20 protein-coding genes, 1 tRNA gene and 1 pseudogene are annotated in these 22,955 nt (G+C 56.1%); 8 read left to right on the top strand and 14 right to left on the bottom strand.

All coding sequences use genetic code 11. The annotated features are described in order from the left end of the window. Nucleotides 1-156: 156 nt before the first annotated feature. The gene (locus tag ACP7BO_RS09540) at nucleotides 157-2,634 is read right to left on the bottom strand and encodes a UvrD-helicase domain-containing protein (RefSeq protein ID WP_426209890.1); all 2,478 of its coding nucleotides are present in this window, start codon (nucleotides 2,632-2,634) and stop codon (nucleotides 157-159) included. 258 nt (nucleotides 2,635-2,892) lie between these two features. Between ACP7BO_RS09540 and ACP7BO_RS09535 the strand changes: the two genes are divergently transcribed. Further along, nucleotides 2,893-3,588: a pirin family protein gene (locus ACP7BO_RS09535; protein WP_073510226.1), complete on the top strand. Its 696-nt coding sequence runs from the start codon at nucleotides 2,893-2,895 to the stop codon at nucleotides 3,586-3,588. 81 nt (nucleotides 3,589-3,669) lie between these two features. Here the strand turns inward: ACP7BO_RS09535 and ACP7BO_RS09530 are convergent, their stop codons facing one another. Both ACP7BO_RS09530 and punC read right to left on the bottom strand, forming a co-directional pair. After that, complete coding sequence (locus tag ACP7BO_RS09530) at nucleotides 3,670-4,206, bottom strand: hypothetical protein (RefSeq protein ID WP_060692739.1); 537 nt, start codon at nucleotides 4,204-4,206, stop codon at nucleotides 3,670-3,672. 56 nt (nucleotides 4,207-4,262) lie between these two features. Further along, nucleotides 4,263-5,444, bottom strand: a complete 1,182-nt coding sequence (gene punC, locus ACP7BO_RS09525) for a purine nucleoside transporter PunC (protein ID WP_060692741.1) — start codon at nucleotides 5,442-5,444, stop codon at nucleotides 4,263-4,265. Nucleotides 5,445-5,562: 118 nt separating this feature from the next. On the opposite strand from punC, the gene punR reads away from it, so the two are divergent. Then, entirely contained in the window at nucleotides 5,563-6,486 is a 924-nt protein-coding gene (punR, locus tag ACP7BO_RS09520) for a DNA-binding transcriptional activator PunR (RefSeq protein WP_397456896.1), read from the top strand. A gap of 200 nt (nucleotides 6,487-6,686) precedes the next feature. On the opposite strand, the gene ACP7BO_RS09515 is transcribed toward punR, so the two are convergent. From ACP7BO_RS09515 to ACP7BO_RS09505, 3 genes are all read right to left on the bottom strand, one after another. After that, nucleotides 6,687-7,223, bottom strand: a complete 537-nt coding sequence (locus ACP7BO_RS09515; protein WP_426209887.1) for a DUF4174 domain-containing protein — start codon at nucleotides 7,221-7,223, stop codon at nucleotides 6,687-6,689. A gap of 216 nt (nucleotides 7,224-7,439) precedes the next feature. Then, entirely contained in the window at nucleotides 7,440-8,021 is a 582-nt protein-coding gene (locus ACP7BO_RS09510; RefSeq protein WP_397456898.1) for a DedA family protein, read from the bottom strand. A 69-nt stretch (nucleotides 8,022-8,090) separates the two neighbouring features. Further along, a complete protein-coding gene (locus tag ACP7BO_RS09505) occupies nucleotides 8,091-9,137 on the bottom strand; it encodes a DMT family transporter (RefSeq protein ID WP_397456899.1) in 1,047 nt (348 codons plus the stop codon). Nucleotides 9,138-9,481: 344 nt separating this feature from the next. On the opposite strand from ACP7BO_RS09505, the gene ACP7BO_RS09500 reads away from it, so the two are divergent. The 5 genes and pseudogenes from ACP7BO_RS09500 (at nucleotide 9,482) to ACP7BO_RS09480 (ending at nucleotide 13,208) form a co-directional block, all read left to right on the top strand. Continuing rightward, nucleotides 9,482-9,568, top strand: a tRNA-Leu gene (locus ACP7BO_RS09500). 514 nt (nucleotides 9,569-10,082) lie between these two features. Continuing rightward, nucleotides 10,083-10,193: pseudogene (locus tag ACP7BO_RS09495) on the top strand (carbohydrate porin); the annotation flags it as partial. A gap of 183 nt (nucleotides 10,194-10,376) precedes the next feature. Beyond that, nucleotides 10,377-10,994 (top strand): trimeric intracellular cation channel family protein, encoded by a 618-nt coding sequence (locus ACP7BO_RS09490; protein ID WP_426209884.1) that lies wholly within the window; start codon nucleotides 10,377-10,379, stop codon nucleotides 10,992-10,994. 102 nt (nucleotides 10,995-11,096) lie between these two features. Continuing rightward, on the top strand, nucleotides 11,097-12,371 hold the full coding sequence (locus ACP7BO_RS09485; protein WP_426209882.1) for a M20 family metallopeptidase: 1,275 nt from the start codon (nucleotides 11,097-11,099) through the stop codon (nucleotides 12,369-12,371). Between the two features lie 702 nt (nucleotides 12,372-13,073). Continuing rightward, nucleotides 13,074-13,208, top strand: coding sequence for a hypothetical protein (locus tag ACP7BO_RS09480; RefSeq protein WP_257719956.1), 135 nt, complete (start codon nucleotides 13,074-13,076; stop codon nucleotides 13,206-13,208). 302 nt (nucleotides 13,209-13,510) lie between these two features. Here the strand turns inward: ACP7BO_RS09480 and ACP7BO_RS09475 are convergent, their stop codons facing one another. Genes ACP7BO_RS09475 through ACP7BO_RS09460 form a run of 4 tightly spaced genes read right to left on the bottom strand, consistent with a single transcriptional unit; the run spans nucleotide 13,511 to nucleotide 17,004 of the window. Beyond that, on the bottom strand, nucleotides 13,511-14,131 hold the full coding sequence (locus ACP7BO_RS09475) for a PqiC family protein (RefSeq protein WP_426209880.1): 621 nt from the start codon (nucleotides 14,129-14,131) through the stop codon (nucleotides 13,511-13,513). Then, nucleotides 14,128-15,789: an intermembrane transport protein PqiB gene (locus tag ACP7BO_RS09470; protein WP_426209878.1), complete on the bottom strand. Its 1,662-nt coding sequence runs from the start codon at nucleotides 15,787-15,789 to the stop codon at nucleotides 14,128-14,130. The genes ACP7BO_RS09475 and ACP7BO_RS09470 overlap by 4 nt, the downstream gene beginning before the upstream one ends. Beyond that, the gene (locus tag ACP7BO_RS09465) at nucleotides 15,782-16,396 is read right to left on the bottom strand and encodes a paraquat-inducible protein A (RefSeq protein ID WP_426209876.1); all 615 of its coding nucleotides are present in this window, start codon (nucleotides 16,394-16,396) and stop codon (nucleotides 15,782-15,784) included. The genes ACP7BO_RS09470 and ACP7BO_RS09465 overlap by 8 nt, the downstream gene beginning before the upstream one ends. Then, nucleotides 16,393-17,004: a paraquat-inducible protein A gene (locus ACP7BO_RS09460; protein WP_426209874.1), complete on the bottom strand. Its 612-nt coding sequence runs from the start codon at nucleotides 17,002-17,004 to the stop codon at nucleotides 16,393-16,395. The genes ACP7BO_RS09465 and ACP7BO_RS09460 overlap by 4 nt, the downstream gene beginning before the upstream one ends. 338 nt (nucleotides 17,005-17,342) lie before the next feature. Between ACP7BO_RS09460 and ACP7BO_RS09455 the strand changes: the two genes are divergently transcribed. Then, nucleotides 17,343-17,684, top strand: a complete 342-nt coding sequence (locus ACP7BO_RS09455) for a hypothetical protein (protein WP_397456904.1) — start codon at nucleotides 17,343-17,345, stop codon at nucleotides 17,682-17,684. A gap of 156 nt (nucleotides 17,685-17,840) precedes the next feature. On the opposite strand, the gene ACP7BO_RS09450 is transcribed toward ACP7BO_RS09455, so the two are convergent. From ACP7BO_RS09450 to ggt, 4 genes are all read right to left on the bottom strand, one after another. Beyond that, nucleotides 17,841-18,236, bottom strand: coding sequence for a hypothetical protein (locus ACP7BO_RS09450; RefSeq protein ID WP_397456906.1), 396 nt, complete (start codon nucleotides 18,234-18,236; stop codon nucleotides 17,841-17,843). A 241-nt stretch (nucleotides 18,237-18,477) separates the two neighbouring features. After that, the gene (locus ACP7BO_RS09445; RefSeq protein ID WP_426209871.1) at nucleotides 18,478-18,846 is read right to left on the bottom strand and encodes a histone-like nucleoid-structuring protein, MvaT/MvaU family; all 369 of its coding nucleotides are present in this window, start codon (nucleotides 18,844-18,846) and stop codon (nucleotides 18,478-18,480) included. A 149-nt stretch (nucleotides 18,847-18,995) separates the two neighbouring features. Continuing rightward, on the bottom strand, nucleotides 18,996-19,817 hold the full coding sequence (locus ACP7BO_RS09440; protein WP_397456908.1) for a MinD/ParA family protein: 822 nt from the start codon (nucleotides 19,815-19,817) through the stop codon (nucleotides 18,996-18,998). Nucleotides 19,818-21,056: 1,239 nt separating this feature from the next. Beyond that, complete coding sequence (gene ggt, locus ACP7BO_RS09435) at nucleotides 21,057-22,871, bottom strand: gamma-glutamyltransferase (RefSeq protein WP_426209869.1); 1,815 nt, start codon at nucleotides 22,869-22,871, stop codon at nucleotides 21,057-21,059. Nucleotides 22,872-22,955: the final 84 nt, after the last annotated feature.

Genomic DNA, 22,955 nt, shown 5'->3' with positions numbered 1-22,955 from the left:
CCTGTGGGAGCGGGCTTGCCCGCGATGGCATCGACCCGGTCCACACCCCTGACCGCGCTGCCTGAATCGCTGGCAAGCCAGCGCCTACAAAAAGTCTGACCGGCGCCTGCCCCTGTGGGAGCGGGCTTGCCCGCGATGGCATCGACCCGGAATAGTCTAACCGGCGTGCTCAGATACCTTGCGCTGATCCTCAAAAAACGCCTTGCCCCGAGGGATGCGGTCCGAGGCCTTGGGGATGTTGGGGCCCTGGGCGTCGGGACTTTCCAGGTACCAATAGCAATGCGTGACGGCACGGGTAATACCGACATAGGCCAGACGCAGGATTTCATCTTTCTGCGCGGTGTCGTAAGGGTCCGGGTCGCTGTCCTTGCCCAGGCCCGCCATTCGGTAAACCTGGTTTTTATACGGCGAAGACGTCAGGTGCTGACAGTCACCCAGCAGGAATACCGCGTCGGCCTGCAAGCCCTTGGAACTGTGATAAGTCAGTTGCTTGAGCCGGCGATCTTCTGGCGACAATCTAGAATCCACATTAACTACAGACTGAATATCCTTTTCAATCAATAGTTTATCGCTGCTTTTTCGATACAACATCAAGATGCTATCGCCGGCGTTGTAATGCTCGGTCAAGCGCGCAGCCAGCCCCTGATCATCGCGACTCAACACATTCACCGGCACTGGCGTCTTCGGTTCGCCGCTGGCTTTGGCCCGTTTCCCGGCAATAGATGGCGCCGCACGCACGATATGCTCGGCAGCATCGATGATGTGCTGATGGCTGCGGAAGTTGTCGCTGAGCATCACCCGCGTGGTAGCGGGCGACGGGAATTCCTTGTTGAACTCCATGAAGTACTTGGGCGAACTGCCGCGCCAGCCATAGATCGACTGCCAGTCATCCCCCACACACAGTAACGACGAACGCTGGGCGCCCCGCCCGACATGCATCGCCGGGCCGCGGCTGCGGATTTCACGCAAGCTGGCACGCAACCAGGAAACGATTTGCGGCGAGACGTCCTGGAATTCATCAATCATCAAATGCGACAACGGCCGCAGTTGCTCATGGCTCAATAATTTGAAGTTTTGCGGCGTGTTCTCGCCGAACAGCGAAAACATGCGGTTATAGGTCATCACCGGGGGCGATTGCGCCAGCAAGTGATCTTCCAGCGCGCGCCAGTACAGGCTCAGGGCCTCGAAGAAATAACGGTCCGGATCATCTTTGGCAAATCGCATATCCCCCACAGCAGCGCCAACATCGAGCCCCAGGTTCTCGATAAAGCTGGCAGCAGCGACAAAACAGTCCAGCAACGGCGCCGAACTCAACTCGCCCTTGAGCTTGTAATCAAAGCCCGGCCCGGCACTCGCGTCGCCCGCCAGCGAAGCAATAACACGCTTTGCAGCATCATAGCTTTCCAACCAAATCAAAGGCTTACTGCAAAAAGCTCGAAACAGTGTGCGCTTAACAGCCCATTCCGCGCGCACGCTCAACTTGGCCCCCGGCCTGCAGATTTGCGGGTTTTCGCGCGGATCAAAGCCCAGAACGACCCAGGCGTCCAGTTGCGGCACGTACCCGTGGCAGTGGAACTGCGAGCCATTGATTTGTACGGTTTCACGGCTCGGTTCAATGCCCTGGATGGGCCAGGCACCTGCGGCAAACCACAGATCTTCGAGGGTGTCGCACAGTTCTTCGTCACGCTTGGCGGCCAGCTCAGTCACTGCCATGCGTTTTTGTACATCGGGATGATCGCGCTCCAGCTCCTTGAGCTGCAGGGCATGCCTGCACAGCGGTGCCAAGGTGTCGCGAAAACGCTCATCGCGGGTGTAAAGCCCGTGATAGCAGGCATTCAGTTGTTGGCGCTGGGCATCATTAATGCGCAGGTCAAAGGGGTTGCTGTCGCTGTCATCGTCATTGAGCAGACTGCGTGTACTCAGGGTCTCAAAGGCCTGCAACTGGCTGTAGCCGGGCAAGCTGCGGACCATGGGCAAAATCCGCGAGTGGAAGGTGCGAACCACATCCCGCGCCTCCTTGAGGCTCAAGGTGCGGCCCCACAAGGCGAAAATGGATTGCAGCTTGCTGATGAAGTCCTTGCGCGACTCACGGGTGAACGTCACCACCGTCATTGAGCTCAGTTCAAAACCCAAATAGTGGCTGAGCAGCAGAATGCGCAGAACCAGCGATGTCGACTTGCCGGCACCGGCACCGGCCACCACCGACGTCGACGGCGTGTCACTGAAAATCATCTTCCACTGTGCAGCACTGGGCTGAGCCTGCTCGGGCAGGAGCGCTGCAACATCGGCCTTGATCTGTTTTTTAAGCTCGCCAGTCAGGGGCAGGCGCCAGTCATCGAACAGATTGTCATCAATGCCGGGCGCACGCAGTACCTGCGGGCGAGTATCACTGATGATCAATACCTGCCGGCCCTCTTCCAGCCCTTCGGCGCGGCCTTCTTGAAAGCCGTAATCCACCCCGGCGCTGTGACCGCTGCGAAACCCGTCCGCCTGGCCCTGTAACCAGGAGGCCGCATGTTGTGCGCGCAAATGGGTCAGGCCGCTGCCAAACAGTCTGGCGGCCAGACGCTTGAGCAAAGGCAATCGGGTCAGGGGGGCAAGTTCTTCAGGCAGATCGGGAATGTGTTGCGGCACGCTGACTCCAGGGTGTGAGGCTGTCCGGGCGGATGGGCTATGGTCGCTGCATTGCGCCCAGATATCTAGGAGCATCAGCTCTTTAGAGGATGTTTTGAAGGTAAAGAGCCATGTATCGCCCTGAAAAAGCATCTAATTAGTTGATTGTTTTAAAGCATTTTTTCCGCTTTTTATCGATATGTTCTTGAAGGAAAATCATCCCATCATCAACCGGGTAACCGTTCACAGCACACGGGCGACCTGAACAGGAGAAGAATCATGCTTGAACTCAGACCCTTCAACACCCTGGGCGGCGCAAACCATGGCTGGTTGGACGCTCACCACCACTTTTCGTTCGCCGAATACTACGACCCGACCCGGATGAACTGGGGCAACCTGCGGGTGTGGAACGACGACGTGATCGCCCCCGGCACCGGTTTTCCGAAACATGCCCATCGCGACATGGAAATCATCACCTATGTTCGCGAAGGTGCAATCAGCCATGAAGACAACCTGGGCAACAAAGGCCGCACTGAAGCCGGTGACGTGCAAGTCATGAGTGCGGGCACCGGGATTGCCCACAGCGAATACAACATGGAGTCGACCCCGACCAAAATCTTCCAGATCTGGATCATTCCCAATCAGGAAGGTGATGCACCGACCTGGGGCGCCAGGCCCTTCCCCAAAGGCCAGCGCGAAGGCTTTGTCACCCTGGCCAGTGGCAAGCAAGGCGACCACGAAAGCCTGCGCATCCGGGCCGATGCACGCCTGGTGGCGGCTAATCTGAAGGCTGGCGAAACAGCTGAATATCAGCTCGAAAGCGGTCGCAGGGCCTATCTGGTACCGGCCACCGGCGTAGTAGAAGTCAATGGTTTGCGTGCAGGTGCCCGGGATGGCGTGGCCATCGTCGATGAGACCCTGTTGCGGGTCACGGCAATTGAAGACAGCGAAATCGTGTTGGTGGATGTGGCCTGATGGTAAACAAGGCCGGCCCCTTAAAGGGTGCCGGCCTTTTTATTGCCCGTCTGGTTCCTGCGGCGGCTCAAACAGGCGTCCTCAGGTTAAGGGGTTGTCGATCTGGATATAAAGCGAAAACGCGCCCAATACCAGCCAGAAACAGGAAAACAGCCAGGGCGAACGCACAGAAAACATCAAGGATTTTTTGTAGCCCTTGTGGGTGGACTCCATCTCGCAAAACAGCGGCGACTCATCGTATGCCATACCCATGACGGGCTGGCTGCTGAGCAGTTCACTTTGCTTGAAGTGCCAGTGATCGATGATGTCGTAGGCTGCCCGAATGCCGGGCCACGCATTGAGTGAAATCAGTATCCCCAGCACCGCCAGCATCGGCGGCACAGTGAGGGTAAAAAACTTGCCCCATTCCGGGTTCAGGTTAGCCATGCAGGAGGCAAAGGCGATCACCAGAAATGACTGTGCCGCCAGATAAGCATCCGTGCGGTGGGACAGGATGCTGGTCTCGTACTGGATTTCACGCCGGTAAAAGTCCAGCCGGTCCTTGGGCGAACCAAACATTTTGGCATCGCGGTCGCTTTGTACCTGCTCCGGATTGTTTGGCGTAATTATTTGGACCATCTGCAGCGCTCCGCAATGTCTGGGACACTTTTGGATAGCGCTGCCAATGACAAAGTTCAGCCTGTGACACAGGCCCGCGCAGGCGATTTGCGGCGCTGGATCAGATACCCCAGCACTGCCAGGGGAGCAGTGGCCAGCATCACCTCAACAGTGATCTGCAGTGGTTCAGTGATAAAACCCGAGACCAGCAGGCTGCCCAGGAAACACAGGCCCAGCTGCAGGGTGTTTTGCAAGGCGGCGGCCTTGCCCGAATTCTCCGAAAACGGCATCAGTGCATGGGCAACCACGATCGGATAGCTTGCGCCGTTAACCAGCGCCATCAAACAAAACGGGATCAGCAACGTCGTCAGCGTCGGCACGGTCAGCGTCGCAACGCAATACAGGCCCACCATGCTGATGCAATAAGCCAATAGCAGCCACGGCAAAAGCGTGTGGCCCTTAATGCGCTGCAAGGCACTGCGGCAGCTGTAACCACCGATCATGAAAGCCAGGGTCGGAAACGCGTAGCTCAACCCGATATCACTCGGGCTGTAGCCCATATCGCCAAGGATGAAGGGTGAAGCCGTCAACCAGGCGAAGAAACTGGCCGAGCACGCGGCAAAGATCATCACGTTGCCGCTGAAACCCGGCGTACGCAGCAACTGCCAGTAGCTCACGGTGCTGGTTGCCGCCCTGGTTGTTGTGCGCACTTTTTCCTTGAGCAACAGGGTCGGCACGATCAGCAGCAGGGCCAATCCGAGCAGGACGCTGAAAATCGCCTGCCAGCCCAGATGGTTCAGCACCACAGCCCCCAGCAACGGGGCCAATGCTGGCGACAAGGCCATTAACGGCATGATGCTGGCAAACACCCGATTGGCTTTATCGGCCGGGTAGCGATCAATCACCAGGGCTTGCCATGTAACCGCCGCCGCGCAGATGCCGATCGCCTGGATAAACCGCAGGCTCAAGAGCAACACGCTGTTATCGACCCACAACATCCCCAGGCAACCCAGTGCAAACATTGACAAGCCGGCCAGCAGCACCGGCTTGCGTCCCAAGCGATCAGAGAGCGGCCCCCACAGCAACTGACCAAAGGCAAAGCCGGCCAGAAATATGCTCAGGCTGGCGCCGACAGATCCGGCCGAAAGGCCCAGCTCGCTGCGCAACGTGCCAAAGGCCGGCAAGTACATATCCATGGCCAGATAGCCCAGCATGCTGAGCCCCGCGAGGTAACAGGTAAAACCAAAAGAGTTTTTCATGGGCTTCCAAAACTTGCCATCAAACAATTTGTTGACTGGCGTGCATTATCCAGCTGCACATTTGCTTGTGAAGCGATAATAATTGCCTATAGGCATCAAATATTTTGAAGGCAAACCCATGTGGTCTGAATACTCGCTGGACGTAATCGATGCCGTCGCCCGACACGGTAGCTTCAGTGGTGCTGCACAGGAGTTGCACCGCGTGCCTTCGGCTGTCAGCTATACCGTGCGCCAGCTCGAGCAATGGCTGGCCGTGCCGTTGTTTATACGCCGCCACCGAGATGTCGAGCTGACCCCCGCCGGGCAAATGTTCGTCAAGGAAGCACGCGATGTAATGAAAAAAATGCTCGGCACCCGGCGCCTGTGCCAACAGGTCGCCAATGGCTGGAGCGGCCAGTTGCGAGTGAACGTGGATTCAATCGTCAAACACCCGCGATGCCGGCAAATGGTGATCGACTTCTACCGGCACTTTCCCGATGTGGAGCTGATTGTTCAGTACGAGGTGTACAACGGCGTGTGGGATGCACTGGTCGATGGCCGCACCGACCTGGTCATCGGTGCCACCAGGGCCGTTCCGGTAGCAGGCAGTTTTGCCTTCCGCGACATGGGCTTTCTGCACTGGCTGTGCGTGGTCAGCCCGCATCATCCGTTGGCGAGAGTTGAGGGTTTGCTCGGTGATGAACAGCTGCGGCCCTACCCTTCACTGTGCATGGACGACACCTCGCGCAGCCTGCCTAAACGCGATACCTGGACCCTGGATAACCAGCGCCGGATGATGGTGCCTGACTGGACCACAGGGCTGGCCTGCCTGACGGATGGCTTGTGCGTAGGCATGGTGCCCGCGCATCTGGCACAGCCCCTGATTGAGCAGGGCCAATTGCTCGCGCTGCACTTGCAACAGCCCTTCCCGTCCAGCCCGTCATGCATCGCCTGGGTACAGAACAATCATTCCCCGGCCATGAACTGGTTGCTGGAATATTTAGGAGACACGCCCACCCTGAGCCAGGAGTGGCTCAATGACGCGGGATCTGAGGGGCAGTGATCAAACTGCGTTCTGGCTGAATGTCAGGGGATGCAACTCTGAGCACAAATCGTCATAAATTGAGAATGAATTGCGTTTTGACTACATGGTTTTCACGCCACTTTCACATGGCCTGACATAGATTGGATCCACTCCTTTAGTGAATCCCATTTGGCCCGCCCCCCCCAGCGGGCCTTTTTTTGGCCGCGATTTAACAGGCCTCAATCATCCAGCTGAGCAGGAGCCTTGGCCGATTTTACAGACTTGCCGGCCTTGCCTGCCGGCGCGGTTTTCTCGGGGGGCACCACCTCAGCCTGGGCCTGAGTCTGGTTTTCGGCCACAGGCAAGGCGTCAACCGTTTTGAACAACTCAGTGAGGTCGGCATCACCCTCGGTTTCGAGCTTCTTCTCGCCATCCTTGCCAATCAAAATCACCTTGGCCTTGTCGATAATCATCCCGGGCTTGAGCCCGCGAATCAGCGACATCGTGCTCTGGGGTTCAAGGTCTTTGCCATCACGCTTGCCGGTGATGCCGACAATCGTATACAGCACCATGTTGCGCTCATTGAAGCCCTTCTGATTGGCCGGATCTGCCAGCGCTTGCTTGAGTGTTGTCAGGGTTGGATCGACTTCAGTGCGGGCAACGATGATCAAGGGGCGAAATTTGCCGCGATCCTGTTCAAGGGGGCTTGGAACTTCAACAGCCTGCGCCAGGCCGGTCACCAGCAAGCCGGTAAGGATCAATAAACGGATAAACATCCAGAACTCCTTTTATTAGCGGACCGGGTTCGTGAGCGAGTTGCCAATGCCTTGAAACCCGTGGCGTTGAGCTTGTCATTCAAAGCGTAGGCCAAGGGCTTGATCACGCAACCGGGTTCCCGGACTTTGCCTTTCACGTGTATTTTTTGCAACCGCACCCACCTCTATGGCCCAGAACAAAGCTGCGCCACAGCCTGCCCGCCTCAACAGGTAAACCTATTTGGCGCTCACCCGGTTTTTAGCGCGCAAATGGCGAGCCAGTGCCACCGCCACCATCAATACGATCACCGCCAGCACAATCGGCAAACGATACGGTTTGAGGTCGCCCAAAAAGCGCTGCAGAAACTCACCGGCCCAGTAGCCACCGCTGGCAAACAGAGTTGCCCATACCAGCGCGCCGGCCAGATTGACGCAGAAGAACTTGAGCGGTGAAACCTTGCTCGCCCCAATGACCATAGGCCCTACCAGACGCATGCCATACAGAAAACGCACGGAGAAAATCGACGCCGTGGGGTGCTGATTGATCAACTGCGTCACCCGTCCGATGGCGGCCTGATGTTTGTGCAGACGGGGCAACAGGCGAGCACCAAAATAACGACCGACCCAGAACAGCAACTGGTCTCCCAGCATCCCCGCCAGACTCGCGTAGCCAATCACCGGCAACAGCTTGAGCACATGTTGATGGGCGGCCATGCCCCCCAGAATCAGGATGGTCTCACCCTCCAGCAAACAGCCGATAAAGATGGCCAGATAGCCATAGGTCGCCAGCAAGTAGTTAAAATCGATGTGTTCGAACATGGGCGATCTGTAGCTCCATTCAAAGAGAGTATGCGTGCATCCTGCCTGCGCAATTTAACACGCAGCCAGTCAGTGCCGATGCCGGTGATGAATATCCGGAAAATGCGGATGGTTGTGGCGAACCGGATAATGCAGGTGCGCATGGCTGTGTGCAGAACCGGGCGCTACCTCTTCGGCATGCTCATGCTGATGGTGCTCATCATGAATGTGGCGATGGGTGTGCTGCAGCGGCTGGTGTTCATGCATGTGTTCATGCTGCTCGGTGAGGTGCAGCCAGACGCCGAACATCATGAATGCCGCGGCCACCCAGAACAGCATCGAGACTGACTCGTCCAGCAGCACAATCGAAATGGCCGCCCCCAGAAATGGAGCAGTGGAAAAGTACGCCCCCGTCCGCGCCGCACCCAACCCGCGCAACGCCAGCACAAAAAGCACCAGGCTGACCCCGTAGCCTAGAAAGCCGATAAGCAAGGTAGGGCTCAGCGCCGCCAGAGGCGGAATACTGGCGCCCAGGGTCAGTCCTATCGCGCAGTTGACCAGCCCTGCAAACAAACCTTTGGTGCCGGCAATGAACAGCGCATCAGAAGCCGAAACCTTGCGCGTAAGGTTGTTGTCCACCGCCCAGCACAAACAGGCAAACGCCACGGCCAGGGGCCCGACCCAAGATTGCTCGACGCTGGATACCTGCCCGGACGGCCACGACAAAACAATGCCCCCGGCAATAATTGCCAGCATGCCCACGACAATCCTGCGGTCTGCATTTTCCTTGAACACTACCCATGCCAGCACGGCTGTCAGCACCGGCTCCAGATTGAGCATCAACGACGCTGTAGCACCACTGGTCAGGGTCAACCCCAGCATCAGGGCAACCGGGCCAAGAATCCCGCCGAACACAATCGCCCCGCCCAGCCACGGCCACTCACTGACACTAAGCCCGGACTTTTTCCAGCCCCGATCGCGGATAAAACGCAGCAACACCAGCCCTATGCCGCTGCCCAGATACAACAACCCGGCCAGCAGTACTGGCGGGATTTCTGTGCCCAGCAGCTTTGCCAGCGGAGTACTGGCCCCGAACAGTGCCGCCGCGGCCAATGCATAAATCACACTTGTATTCATCACACCCACTTCTGATTCAATCGTGCAAGCAGCCTAGACCAGTGCGCAGGCAAAGCGACTCGAATAAGTACCTGCCAGCAACAGCGCAATGCAGTCCCCCCTTAGTGACCGTGCCTTGGCGGCAATAGATGAGCAATATTGCCCCCTGACCGGCCCGCTAGTTTCATAGCTCTATGATTTTTCGAGTGTTTTAACCAGGCCAAAAACAAAAAAACTCACGCCACAGGCACTAACCAACTTGCCTCATCGGTGCAGTCTCTATATATTCGTCCACCTGTCACGCAGGCTCTTGAGTACTTTGTTCCTGAAGCACCTTCCTTCCTGACCCGCTTTACAGCGCTACCGCCCGAATGGCGAAATTGGTAGACGCATGGGACTTAAAATCCCCCGTTCGAAAGGACGTGCCGGTTCGATTCCGGCTTCGGGCACCAAACAAATCAAGGGCTTGCATGAGATTCTTCGTGCAGGCCCTTTGTTTTTGCTCCGCAAAAATTCAAACCGTTCCGCAATTCTCGATTTTCGCCCCTCCTCCTGGCATCTTGCCAACGTACGCCCCCTGGTACCCCATTCCCGAATGAACATGACAGCCCTTTGATCATGGCCATTATTGATTAGCCATAAGTACCTATAAATGCGCTAGAGAGGCACGCAAAAGTCACGCACGCTTTTCACCCGTCCTCGGCGTCCTGCCGACCGAACACAAATCCTCCAAGAAACAGTTGAGGCACATAAAGGCCTGCAACAAAGTGACGCACAAGGATGATCATCACTGGGAAAGCGTAAAGCCGAGCAGTTTTTATCTTGTTGCTTAGCTAGCTAACTAATGTAAGATTCTTGAGCCTGTCATCTGCAAGTCGTATCTCTGCTCACCGTCTGACCGCTTGCCTGCTGTTGGGCATGACCTCTAGCGTCGCGCTGCCAGCGCTGGCCAACACCAACCCGCACTGGTTGACCCTGCGCCCGGATGGGCAATACATCAGTGAGCCGGCAGCGTTTTCGGGAGAGGACATCGATAACGCGCTGGCAGTAGGACTGCAAGTAAAAGCCACTTTCTGAGTCGATTGCGTCCGGGGGCGGGTTTGCACTACTGCCCAGCGAATTCTGCGGTTTTTTTGCTGTAATCCTGTCATCCAGGATCTGTAGAACTCACCCCCAAATACGCGATGACGGCACGAGCATTTCGGGCTATACCCCATACAAAGCCCATCCCGCATGAGTCTCTTCTCTCAGGTAGCAACGATGGAATACGAGATGTTTTTTGTCATTGATCTCATGGGTACGTTCGTCTTTGCCCTGAGTGGCGCCGTGGCGGCCATTGACCGAAAACTGGATATTTTTGGGGTTTTGGTCACCGCCTTTGTCACAGCTTGCGGCGGCGGGGTTATTCGTGATTTGTGTATTGGCGCCCTGCCCCCCGCCGGTCTCATCAACCTCGAGTACCTGGGCGTCGTTGCACTGGCGGTCGCCTTGGCCGCCTTTTTCCAGCGTCTATTACTCAGGCTGGCTCAACCCACGTTGTTCTTCGACGCCGTAGGGTTGGGTTTTTTTGCTGCATTCGGCGTTCACAAAGTCTATGCCCTCGTACCGAACATAGAACTGGCCCTCCTATTGGGTGTGATTAGCGCAGTGGGCGGCGGCATTATCAGGGACGTACTGCTCGGTCGTGTACCCGTGGTATTGACCAAGGAGATCTACGCCTCGGCGGCGCTGTTGGGAGCGCTGATCCAGCTACTCGGCGAGTTGCAGGTAATTGATCGTCACGTGGCGCCCTGGGCTGCAATTGCCCTATGTACCCTGATACGAATGCTGTCATTGAAATACCAATGGAACCTGCCCGCGATCAAAAAAAATTCGTGAGCCGATGCTGTGCCCGATACAACGTCGGCCAGAACGTCACACAACGATTTTTAGTCAGGAAAACTTCACGTCTTATAACCAGTAGCTTGATTGGAGGGGTAGATGGAAACTTTGGCTCGTAAAGAAAGCATGTCAAAAATGTCCGGCGATATTCGCAAGGTACTGCCAGCCCTGGAGGCAATATACAAAGACCTCCATGCCCATCCTGAACTTTCGATGCAGGAAACCCGCACGGCGGCCATAGCGGCCTCGTTTATCAAGAAGCTGGGGTATGACGTCCATGAACAGATTGGTGTAACCGGCGTCGTCGGCCTTTTGAAAAACGGTGAAGGTCCCACAGTCATGCTACGGGCCGACATGGACGCCTTGCCAATGGCCGAAAAGACTGGCCTGCCTTATGCCAGTCAAAAGAAAGGAAAAAATGCTGACGGGGAAACGGTGGACGTATCCCATATGTGTGGTCACGACCTGCACGTGACGTGGCTGATGGGCACCGCACAACTGATGGCGGATCATCGTGACTTATGGAGCGGTACCTTGATGCTGGTCTTTCAGCCGGGCGAAGAGACCGGGAAGGGAGCAAAGGCAATGATCGACGACGGAATGATTGAGCGCTTCCCCAAGCCGGATATCATTTTGGGACAACACGTCATGGTGGGTGAAGCGGGTACGGTGGGACATCGTGCCGGGGCTATTCTGGCGGCTGGAGACAGCCTGCATATCAAACTGTATGGCCGCGGTGCCCACGGCTCCATGCCACAAAATTCAATTGATCCAGTGATCATGGCCGCATCAACTGTCATGCGCCTGCAAACTATTGTCTCCCGTGAATTATCGCCTCTGGAAAGCGGGGTTCTGACCATTGGCGCGCTGCAGGCCGGAACCAAGGAAAATATCATTCCGGATGACGCGGTCATCAAACTGAACATGCGTACCTATGATGAAAATGTGCGCCGCAGGATGCTCGACTCGGTACACAGAATTTGCAGCGCGGAATGCCAAGCCTCCAACGCTGACCATCCGCCGGAATTCACCACCATAGACAGCTATCCAGTCACTGAAAACGACGCCGTCGCCACCGCCAAACTGGCCCAGGCTTTTGATGATCACTTCGCCAGTCGCTCATATGAAACCGCGCCGGCATCGGCAAGCGAAGACTTCAGTATTTTCGGGCGAGAGTGGCAGGTTCCTTACGTTTTCTGGTTCGTGGGAAGCACCGAAAAGTCGATATGGCAGCAGGCCTTATCAGACGCAAACATCAATCTGATTCCCTCTAACCATTCATCGAAGTTTAGTCCGCAAATACATCCAACTCTGGAGACCGGATTGGAAACGATGCTGGTTGGCGCATTGACCTGGCTGAATGCGTCCTCTTGAGCAAAATGGGAATATGCGCCTGAGCCCCCGTGCATCAATGACAGCACTGCATTGACGACCAGCCCGCTTGCTGGGTTCTTGAGGCAGTAGATGCCCACAGCGGGGTCCATAAGACCCGGCAGGCAGAGGCATGATTGCTATCAGGCCACGGCCGCGAAACCTGGAGCCGTCACCCGGCTGGTTGTTACCCGGATCAGCCAGCCGCTCGTGACGGACCTGTACGTTGGGTGGTCCCCGGATCCTTCCCCATACCTGAACTGGCCGCTGGCTTGAATCAGGGTAGGCATCTGCGCCGGCTTTCCAGGCTCGCACCAGCATCGGGTCATCACGCCACCCGTACTGCTGCACCCAAACGAGTGGGCAGCGGGATGGCAACCAGGGAAGCGACTGCAAATAAATCCGCAGAAAACAGTGCGGTTTTACACGACCGAGCTTCAATTAAATATATAGATTTTCACTGAACAACCAGCGCCAACGACAGCCTGTCGCTAACTGCCCGATCCCTCACGGGAGGTCGCATCGGAGTGTGATCTGAAACGCAGGCCGAAAGTGTCCCCCGGGCAGCCGGCATGCCGGAGAAAGTCAGGGCAGATCACACCCCGATGTGACCACGCATCAATCAAGGTTGTAGAAAAATTGAATTAGCCCGCTGCTTGCCCGGTCAAGAATTATGAACGCAGTAAATCTGACGAGGTAACAGCAATGACTATCCAGGCAGAGACACTCGTACAACTGACCGAAGCGCTACAAAAGCGTGGCCTGCATCTGGTTTCAGATGTCCACTTCACCCGCGCGCCCTATCGGCACAATCACCGCTGGATCTGCATCGTGGACTAATGCTCCATATGGACCACGGACAGCCGGTGACTGCGAGGATGTTTGGAGGACGATTTGACGCGGCCAGGATGCGCGACCTGCGCGCGAAAGCGGCAACGGACAGAGGCATCAACAGGGTGCACAAGGGATGCCAGCAATCAACTTGTGCACTCCACTGCCGGCATGACAAAGCGGTACATTCGCCGCCGCAAGGGCCTGAAAGTCATGCCTGCCAGGCATAAAGCTCGCGCCACAATCCCCCACCGCAGCATCCTGCCCAAAGCACTGCAAAACCTTTAAAAGGTACCCGCTGCAGCACGCCCTCACTGCGGACATTGAACACTGGGGCTCTGCGACCAGCGCCGTGCCGTGCTGGCAATAGTTGCTGCCAGCGCTGCGATGGTTTCGCGGTGCGCCAGAACCACTTGCTGCACCGACTGGCCCGCAGGCTGACGCAGGGTACTGCTGCAGGTCAGGGTGCGAGGGGGCTGGCCGTTCTGGCGCAGGGACAAGCTCCAGACCACATCAATCAATGCGTATTGACCAGGCCACGAATCAAAACGCCTGACTTCAGTTTGCACCCCCAGTACAGGCACTGAAGCCGACTTGGGCAGACCAGCCAGATCACGCACTCCCAGTTCACTCTCAAGACGGTCGACCAAGGTGTCATGGAATTCATCCGCCAGCGGCGAACTCCAGCGCTCGGTTTCCAGAATCGCCAGCCCTCCCCCTGCCTCACGCACTACCAGTTGCGGCTGATCAACCTGAACCGGCACGCGCACCACGCCCACGTCCAGTTGAAACCCCGGGGGTGTGACAGGGCGCTGTCCCTCACGGGCGTCTGCGGGAGACATCAAGGTGTAGAAGTGAGTCGGCGCCGAGCTGCAGGCGGTCAGGGTCAAAGTCGCCAAAAGGCCGAGGCACAACCGGGTCTGAGCACTCATTGCGGATTATTCTCACGGGAAGTGGGCGAGGTCATGAGCGGCTGATCTTTGGCACGGCCACGAATCAGCGCTTCAGGATGGCGACTCAAAAAGTCTGTAAGGGTTCTGACCGAACGGGCGGTACGTTGAACCTCATCCATGGCCGCACCGAACTGTTGGCGCTGAGGTGAATCCTCGGCAACGCTGTTGCCGGCTTCGGTCAAAGTGCGCTTGGTTTGCACCAGAGTGTCCTGCAGTTGCGGTAGCACCTGCCCGTTGACTTGCTTGAGCGTGCCCTGCAACGCCACCAGGCTGCCATTGAGGTTGCCGGCGATCTGATCCAGAGGCAGTTTGCTGATTTTGTCGACGATTGATTCAAGCTGAACCTGAAGCTTGTCGAGGCTGCCCGGCACTGTGGGAATTTGCGAAGGCCGTGCAGTGATATCAAACTTCACCGGCTTGGCACCCTGGACAAAATCCATTGCGATATACAGCTGGCCGGTCAGTAAATTTCCGCTGCGCGCCTGGGCCCTGAGCCCTCTCTCGATCATTGTGCCCAGTACACGTTGCGGGCGCAGCTTGTCGTTTTCGTCACCATCGCGGTTGAGCTGCTCGTGAGCACGCCCCAATCTTTGCGGATAAATCACAGCGCCAATGATGGTCGGAAAAGTCTTGGTCACCGGGTCGTAATCCAGATCAATCGACACCACGCGCCCAAGATTTAGCCCCAGAAACTCTACCGGGGCATTCACTGACAACCCGCGCAACGACTGATCGAAACGCATCTGAATATAAAAAGAGGCACCGTCAGGCGGTGCCAGGGCTGTTTCCTGGTCAGCGAACAGCGTGAACTCGGCCCGCTCTTTGGCGCGCTGCGGGTTTGGACTGTAGCGCGGCTCGACGAATGCTATGCCGCCCGCCAGGATTGAAGACAAGGACTGTGTATTGACCTTCAACCCGTTCGCCGTAAGGTTGACCTCCACCCCGCTCGCATTCCAGAACCGCGTGTCACGGGTGACAAACTGATCATTGGGGGCATTGACGAAAATCTGGATATCGACACTTTTACCGTCCTCAGCCAGCGCGTAGGACATCACCTGGCCAACCGGTATTCTGCGGTAGTAGACGCTGGAGCCTATATCGAGTGAACCCAACTCTTCGGTGTGCAAGGTAAATTGAGTGCCCTTGTCGCGATAGGTCACAGCCGGCGGGGACTCAAGACCAATAAAGTCGCTTTTCAGGGTCGGCGAAGATCCGGCATCGGCCCCGATAAAGGCGCCCGACAACAACGTGTCGACCCCGGAGACACCATTGGCACCGATACGCGGACGCACCACCCAAAAGCGTGAATCCTGCGCTGTAAACGGCTTGGCCGAGGCATCCAGCTGCAGCGTGACATCCACCTGATCGCGATCCTCGTTCAGGGCAATTGACGCCACCTTGCCGATGACCACGTTCTTGTATTTGACCAGTGTCTTGTTGGCCTCCAGCCCTTCTGCTGTGGAAAAGCTGACGTTAATCTTCGGCCCCGCTGTGCGCACGTTGTGTATCACCATCGACACACCGACCAGCACGGCCACGATAGGCACCAGCCAGACCAGTGAAATGTTCAAGCGCCTGCGTTTTACTTCAGGCGAGCCAGGGGCTTTTGCATCATCGCATCCAGGGGTTTCAGTCATCTTTAGCCTCTGCATCCCAGATCAGTCGGGGATCAAAACTCATGGCCGCCAGCATGGTCAGTACCACCACACCACCGAAAAACAGGATGCCCATGCGCGGCTCAATGCTGCTCAGGGACTTGAACTGTACTAACGCGACAATCAGCGCCACCACCAGCACGTCGAGCATCGACCAGTAGCCAATCACTTCAACCAGCCGGTACAACTTCGCCCGTTCGCGCCGAGCCACCGCACTGCGGCGCTGACAGGTAATCAATAAAGTGCCCAATACCAGAAACTTCACACACGGCACTGCGACGCTGGCAATAAAAATCAGCAGCGCAAGATCCCATGATCCGCTCTGCCAAAACTCCCAGACCCCGCTCATGATGGTGTTTTCACTGCCATTGCCAAAGGCATCGGTGTACATCACCGGCAATAGATTGGCCGGGATATAGAACACCAGGCTGGCAATCAAAAAAGCCCAGGTGCGGCTAAAACTATTGGGTTTTCGCCCATGCAACACAGAGTCACAACGCGGACAGCGCCGGTCGCTCACCGCACAGGCTCGGTCGCAGGTATGACAGAGCGTCAGGTTCAGCTCTGAAGCATAGGGAGGAGACATCATTGCGGCGACTCTTCCAGGTCATCCCACAAACGACGAATATCCTTGCCGGAAATCAGAATGATCAGCACCGTCAGCATGCCCAGTGCCCAGAGCCCGAGGCCGGGGTGCACATCCAGCATGCCCGCCAGTTTGACCACCGTCACCAGAACGCCTAGCAGACACACTTCGAGCATGCTCCATGGCCGCAATTGCTCCAGAGTACGCATGCATATCTTGAAGCCCGGCGCGGCGCGGCGCCTGAGCGCATAAAACAACACCCAGCACAGCAACACGATCTGCAGCAGTGGCGCGACAATGATCGTAATACCCGCCACTATCGCGATCACACTGATAGGCCCTTGCGCCAGGGCGCTCACCGACTGCCACAGCTCGGCCTGATTATTCAGACCCTGAAAGCTGATGGTGATGACCGGAAATACATTGGCAAAGACGAACATCACCGCGGCGGCGATGGTTAAAGCCAAGTGTTGTTGAATGTTCAAACGCCTCGAGCGATCGAGGATGCAAGCACAACGCACACAGCGGGCCACCTCACCGCGCTTCAGAACCACGGGTGTGTAGACCGAGTCGCAATGTTCACAAATTTTCAAGGCACAAGAAGCGGTCATATCGCACAAGCCCGTAAAGTTGGTTAGCAGTGCTAGAACGCGAGGGTCGGGCTTGTGAAATTCACGTCCATTGGTTGCCCGCTTACCTGAACGCCGAATCCGGAAATATCTATAGGGTGTTAATTGCCAAGCATCACAAACACCGAGAGTGAGTCCTGCCAGGCACTCAAATGACTCTAGACTGTTTTTGAGGCGCCAGCGGATGGGTAAAAAAGACCGAACGCTAAAGGACGATTGGGGGGCTGATCGGGGTCCCCCTTGACTCGCTGCATGGCACGATGCAGCGACTGGCTTAATAAACGGCTTTATCCCTTCAACTCAACATGAGTGAGAGACCAATGCACAAATTTTGGCAAAGATTTCTGTGCCTGCTCGACAACGACATCAGCACAAAGATATTCGACAACATCAAAAACCTGCTCGTCTGCGCGTTATTGTTTGCGGCCGGGACCAACGCGCTGAAAAACGGACGTCAGGTATTTTTCGACCTGACCGCGAGCAACCTGGCGGGCTGGGGCATCATTGCCATCTCCGCACTACTGACCCTGCTCAATGTCTGCGATGGCCTGCGCAAGTTGGCAAAACTTCGCTATCACACGGCGCTGCAAATAGTACTTTTTCTAGCCTATGTGCTGGTGGCCGGACGCATTGTAGAGGTGGTCTGGAACTTCCGTGCGTGACACTTTCAAAACCCGAGACTCACCAACATCATCTTATTACTGGCCACTTCGCAGCCTGCCTCTACGCAGATGCTGCTATGGGCCGAGCTTTACGAGCAAGGTGATCGGCGAGGGGGTTATCACCCAAAGTAGTAAATCATGATCACTGCTGCGTAATTACAGGAGGCCACTGATTTTCTCAGTGCTGCATTTATCAACGGCTGGCGATGAAAGAAAAATCGATACCACTTTCTCAGAGACCTCCCTCCCCAGACTGAAACGTATGCTTGGGGTCTCTATTGCGTTAATCACCCTCACATCAGCGACCTGCAGACCATTTATGGTCACCTTCAGGTTTCCCTGAATGGAGTCACGCGTGATTTCAAACATGCGCTTGCGGGCCGCAGGGGCAAGCTCGACATCTAGTGCAATCAGGTTGGGGTCAGCCGCATCATGGTCCAGCAAAACAAGGCTAACTCGGTCAAAGTCACACCGTGGCGACAAGTCGATTGTTGCGGCTTGAGCTTTAGCTGTGAAGCAAACCATAAGCAGCAGCGTTGCATAGCGGCTCATAACATTTGATCTCGCGCGACAAGGGATATCCAGGAGGCAGGCACTGCTGTGGCAAAGTTGACCATATATGGGTGGGAGCTGGCTTGCCAGCGATGGCGGTGAATCACCCAGTAAGCCTGGTGCCTGCTGAATGTAACGGCATCGGGTCAGGGGATTTTACCGATCCAGCGCCCTGTAGGGTCAAGAGTGCTAACGAGGTCAGTGAAGCCGCAACTCCCTTTACCTCGATAGCTTCAAGGGCTTACGCCATCACCCAGCTCTGAACCTGCGCCGACCCGTGTTCCTGTCTCCAGGCTTTAAGCGTCTTGTGATTGCTGCCCTTGGTCTCGACGACTTCGTTGGTGTGCGGGTTCAGATAGCGCTTAAGAGCCCTGGGAGCCCGCTGCCCCTTGCGACCGGCCACTTTCTGGGCAGTGCCGGCAGACACGTGCGGCCCGAGCAGAGCGACGATCTGAGGCAGGCCTACATCGTACTCACTCATAAGCGAGCGCAGTTTGTCTTCGAACTCGGACTCGGCCTGGAAGGACTTGTCATTTTTGAGGGTTTCCAGGACGTGCTGCTGTTCGGCGATCAGACGCTCGAGTTCTCGGTATTGGGCGATTTTGGACATGGGCGGATACTCTCTGAATAAGTACTGGGAAAAATCATGGGTTATTAATGAAGGCGATTGTGCAACCTTGTTGCCGACACTCGCTGTGCAGACGACCCGGGGCGGTTTGACAGCCCCCCTGTAGACCCCTCGCCTGCCCAAGAGCAACTTCATCTTCTCGAGTTATTAATCAATCCCTCGATAAAAAACTCTATATGCCCTCTGGGACTACTCGGCATTGGCCAGGTGCCAATATTTTTTGCGAGGGTCCTGAATGCTTTTGCGCTCTTGGAGCGAGGAAAACTTCGGTAGACTGCGCGTTGTTGAAGTGCCGCCGTGCGCATATCCTGATCGTAAGGAATCGCCCCCGCATACTGCAAAGTGACATTCAGAAAGTTATCCGTAAGCTTGATCAACTTGGCGTACAGCCGTTGGCCATCCAGAGGGTTGTGCAGCATGCTGGCCAGCACCCGAAAACGGCTGATACCGTAATCACGATTAAGCAGTTTGATCAGCGCATAGGCATCGATGATTGAGGCCGGTTCGTCACACACCACCAGCAACACTTCCTGGGCCGCCCGAACAAAACTGACGACCGACTCACCGATCCCCGACGCTGTATCAATCACCAAGACATCGAGTGTATCCGCTATGTCTCTGAATACATTGATCAAGCCGGCATACTGAGCCGGCGACAAATAAGCCAGGTTTGGTATACCCGATGCCGCATGGGCAATAATGACCCCGCCGGGCCCGCGTATCAGTACATCGGATAATTCACAGCGACCCTCAATCAGATCAGCCAGTGTGTACTGCGGGGTCAGCCCCAGCAGAACAGCTATATTTGATAACCCAAGATCAGCTTCCAGCAATACAACCCGTTTCCCGAGTTCCGCCAACGCCAATGAAAGATTGATAGCAACAACTGTCTTGCCGACGCCACCCTTACCGCTTGTGACGGCAATAACTTGTACACAATGTCCGCGTTCCATACTTTCTACGCCCTTCCATGTGTGACGTGTGAACAATCTTTTAAAGCGAGGAGCAACTTAAAACCCGAGACGACAAACTTTAATAACATTGGCCGATAGAGTGACGGGCACCGGAACATAATTAAACCAACACACCCGCCGCCACCGATTCCCGCCCCTGAACATAAAACACAGTCGACACCGAAAGTTCTTGGGCGCCAGAGGAGATGGCACAGGGCGAGACACACTGCTGACCAACTGTTTTTCATGGCTAACGGGTAGTCAGGCCCGCAGGAAACGATTCAGCCATCCTCTTGAAGAATCACTAGTCCAGGCAATGCAAGGCGTCAAGAACGCTAATTTATAAAAAAAAAAAGCAAAAGAAAAGCCATATAAAACAAATTCCAAGTTTAAAACGGCTAAAAGTCAGCCTAATGGCGCCGGTATTCTGTCAACGCCAAACCGCTCAAAGGAGAATTCCCCGCGCTATATAAGGCTAACGCCGGATTGCCGAATATCGACAAGCCGGTTCTATGGCGCCAGACACCCGTCAACTCGCAAGAAAAACACAAATAAAAGCGTCAATGCCTGTTACATGCCACCCACTTTGGCACTATCATCAACTACTGGTTATTTCCCGTGCCGAGAAACTCACACTGGAAAGAACCGACTTCTACAACTAAAAAGTTAAAAACAGCCAACACCTAAACTTAGTCACACCCCAAAGACCCTTTTCATACACATGGACAAAACCATCAAGCCTGCAAACTTGCCTATCAGGCACTTAAAGCCGTCTCGATTGTGTTCATTGCAACTTTTTAGTTATAAAGAAAATGGATAAATCTATTAATGGATGATCTCATGACACCCGCCGCCAGCCCACCACTCAACAATGACGCCTACAGTTCAATAAATGATCTGTTCAATACACGCTCGACCCCAAAGGCATACTCATGAAAAAAGTATCGAGACGTGGCTGGAGCTGGGCTTATCACAAGTTACGCGGTCTGCAGTGTTCCAGAGTGTCTTCTTTGTATAGAGCAACACTGTTTTCGATGCGAGGCGATACCGGGACTTTTATGAACGACCGCACGTGGCAAAAGATACGCCTGCACCGATAGCCAATGGTCAGGCTTTGTTGCTGCGCTCAACAGTCCAGTACACCGCCGGCAAGTGCAGCTACCCCCCCGCCTCTGCAGGAGCGAGCAAGCCCGCTCCTGCAACAGGTTTGTGCGATGGCGCGGTGAATACAGCCCAGCCTCAATCGCCCAATGCAGTACCTTCACGCCGAGGATCGGCACCGGCGGCCCAGCCGGTTTTATCCCGAATAATAATCTGGGTTCCACTGGTCATCTCGATCGCGGACACCTCGTGCCCGCGGTCTTTCAACGCCTGCACCAGTGCCGGGCTGACACGTCCGGCTTCGACCTCTGTCGCGACATTGCGACTGCCGAAATTGGGAAGGCCGATGGCGTCCTGCGGGTTGAGTTTCCAGTCCAGCAGCCCTACCACCGCCTTGTTTACGTATTCAATGATCTGCGAGCCCCCAGGTGAGCCGACAGTGGCAACCAGCTCGCCACTCTTGCGATCAAATACCAGGGTCGGGGCCATGGAAGAACGGGGCCGTTTGCCCGGCTCGATACGGTTGGCAACCGGCTGACCGTTCTCATCCGGGATGAAGGAAAAGTCGGTTAGCTGGTTGTTGAGAATGAAACCATTGCTCATCACATGTGAACCAAATGCCGACTCAACCGAAGTGGTCATCGAGATCGCGCCCCCCTGATCATCGACGGCGGCAATCTGCGAGGTCGAAATCCGCAGCGGGGATCGATCAGGTGCCAGGGCCAGGTTGATCCCCGGTGGCGTTCCGGCATCCGCACGGCCCATGCTTTTTTCCCCGATCAGGGTCGCCCGGCTCTGCAGATATTTCTTATCGGTCAGGCCTTTCACATTCACCGGGACGAAGTCGCTGTCCGCCAGATACAGCGCCCGGTCGGCATAGGCCAGGCGCTCTGCTTCAGCCATCAGGTGCACCGCAGTGGCCGAGGGCTGCAGGCCAACAGGAGGCATGGTGGCCAGATCCAGCGCGGCAGATTTGCGTTGCAAGGCATCCAGAATCCCCAATGTCTGGAGTACCGCGACGCCCCCTGAAGAAGGCGGCGGCATGCCACACACGCGCCACTGCTTGTAATCACCACACACCGGGTGACGCTCTTTGGCCCGGTAACCGTTGATATCGGCCAAAGACAACGAACCCGGATTGGGATGGGAATTGACCTGCTCAACCATCGCCTGCGCGATGGCGCCCTGGTAGAACGCCTCCACGCCCCGGTCGGCAATGGCCTGAAGGGTTTGGGCCAGCTCCGGGTTCTTCAGCACTGTGCCAACCGGCAAGGGCTGGCCCTGCTCTGTGAGCAGGTATATGGCCAGGGCCGGCGACTGTGCAATGAATTTGTCTGCCACGATCTGCGAGTGCAGTCGTGCAGACACCGGAAAACCTTCACTGGACAACCGAATGGCGGGTTCAAACAGTTCATTCCACGGCAGTTTGCCGTGTTGTTCATGGGCCATTTGCAGCGCCCTGAGCACACCGGGCACCCCCACCGAAAGCCCGCCTATCTGAGCATCGGTAAAGGCAACCGGCTTGCCGGCTGCATCCAGGAACATGCGTTTGTCGGCCCCTGCCGGTGCTGTTTCCCGACCATCAAAGGCCTGCACCTTGTGTCCGTCCCAGTACATGATGAAAGCACCGCCACCGATGCCGCTTGCCTGCGGCTCTACCAGCGTCAGGACGGCCTGCATGGCAATGGCGGCATCAATCGCAGACCCGCCTTTGCGCAGCATCTGCTGGCCTGCAGCGGTTGCCAGCGGGTTAGCCGCCGCAGCCATGTGGCGCGTGGCATGCACGGGCACCATATCGGCTCGATAACCCGAGGCGATCTCGGGTGCGGGCGGTAATTCGGAGGTTTTCCCAAGGCCCGGCTTCTCACTGCTGCAACCCCCGATCCAGAGGGCCAAAGCCGATAAACCAATCACATAGACATTATTTTTTTTAGCGCGCAGGTTAATGATCAAAACGGCTTCCTTCTTCCTTGCTTGGTAATGCGCGGCCCAGCGGGCCAAAACGCAAACCCTCAAAAGTCATGACTTCAGAGGTAC

Origin of the sequence: Pseudomonas sp. TWR2-1-1 (assembly GCF_049897045.1) — a bacterium.
GTDB classification, from domain to species: domain Bacteria; phylum Pseudomonadota; class Gammaproteobacteria; order Pseudomonadales; family Pseudomonadaceae; genus Aquipseudomonas; species Aquipseudomonas versuta.
Note: the sequence above shows the minus strand (reverse complement) of the source record. Positions and strands in the feature narration are given on the sequence as shown.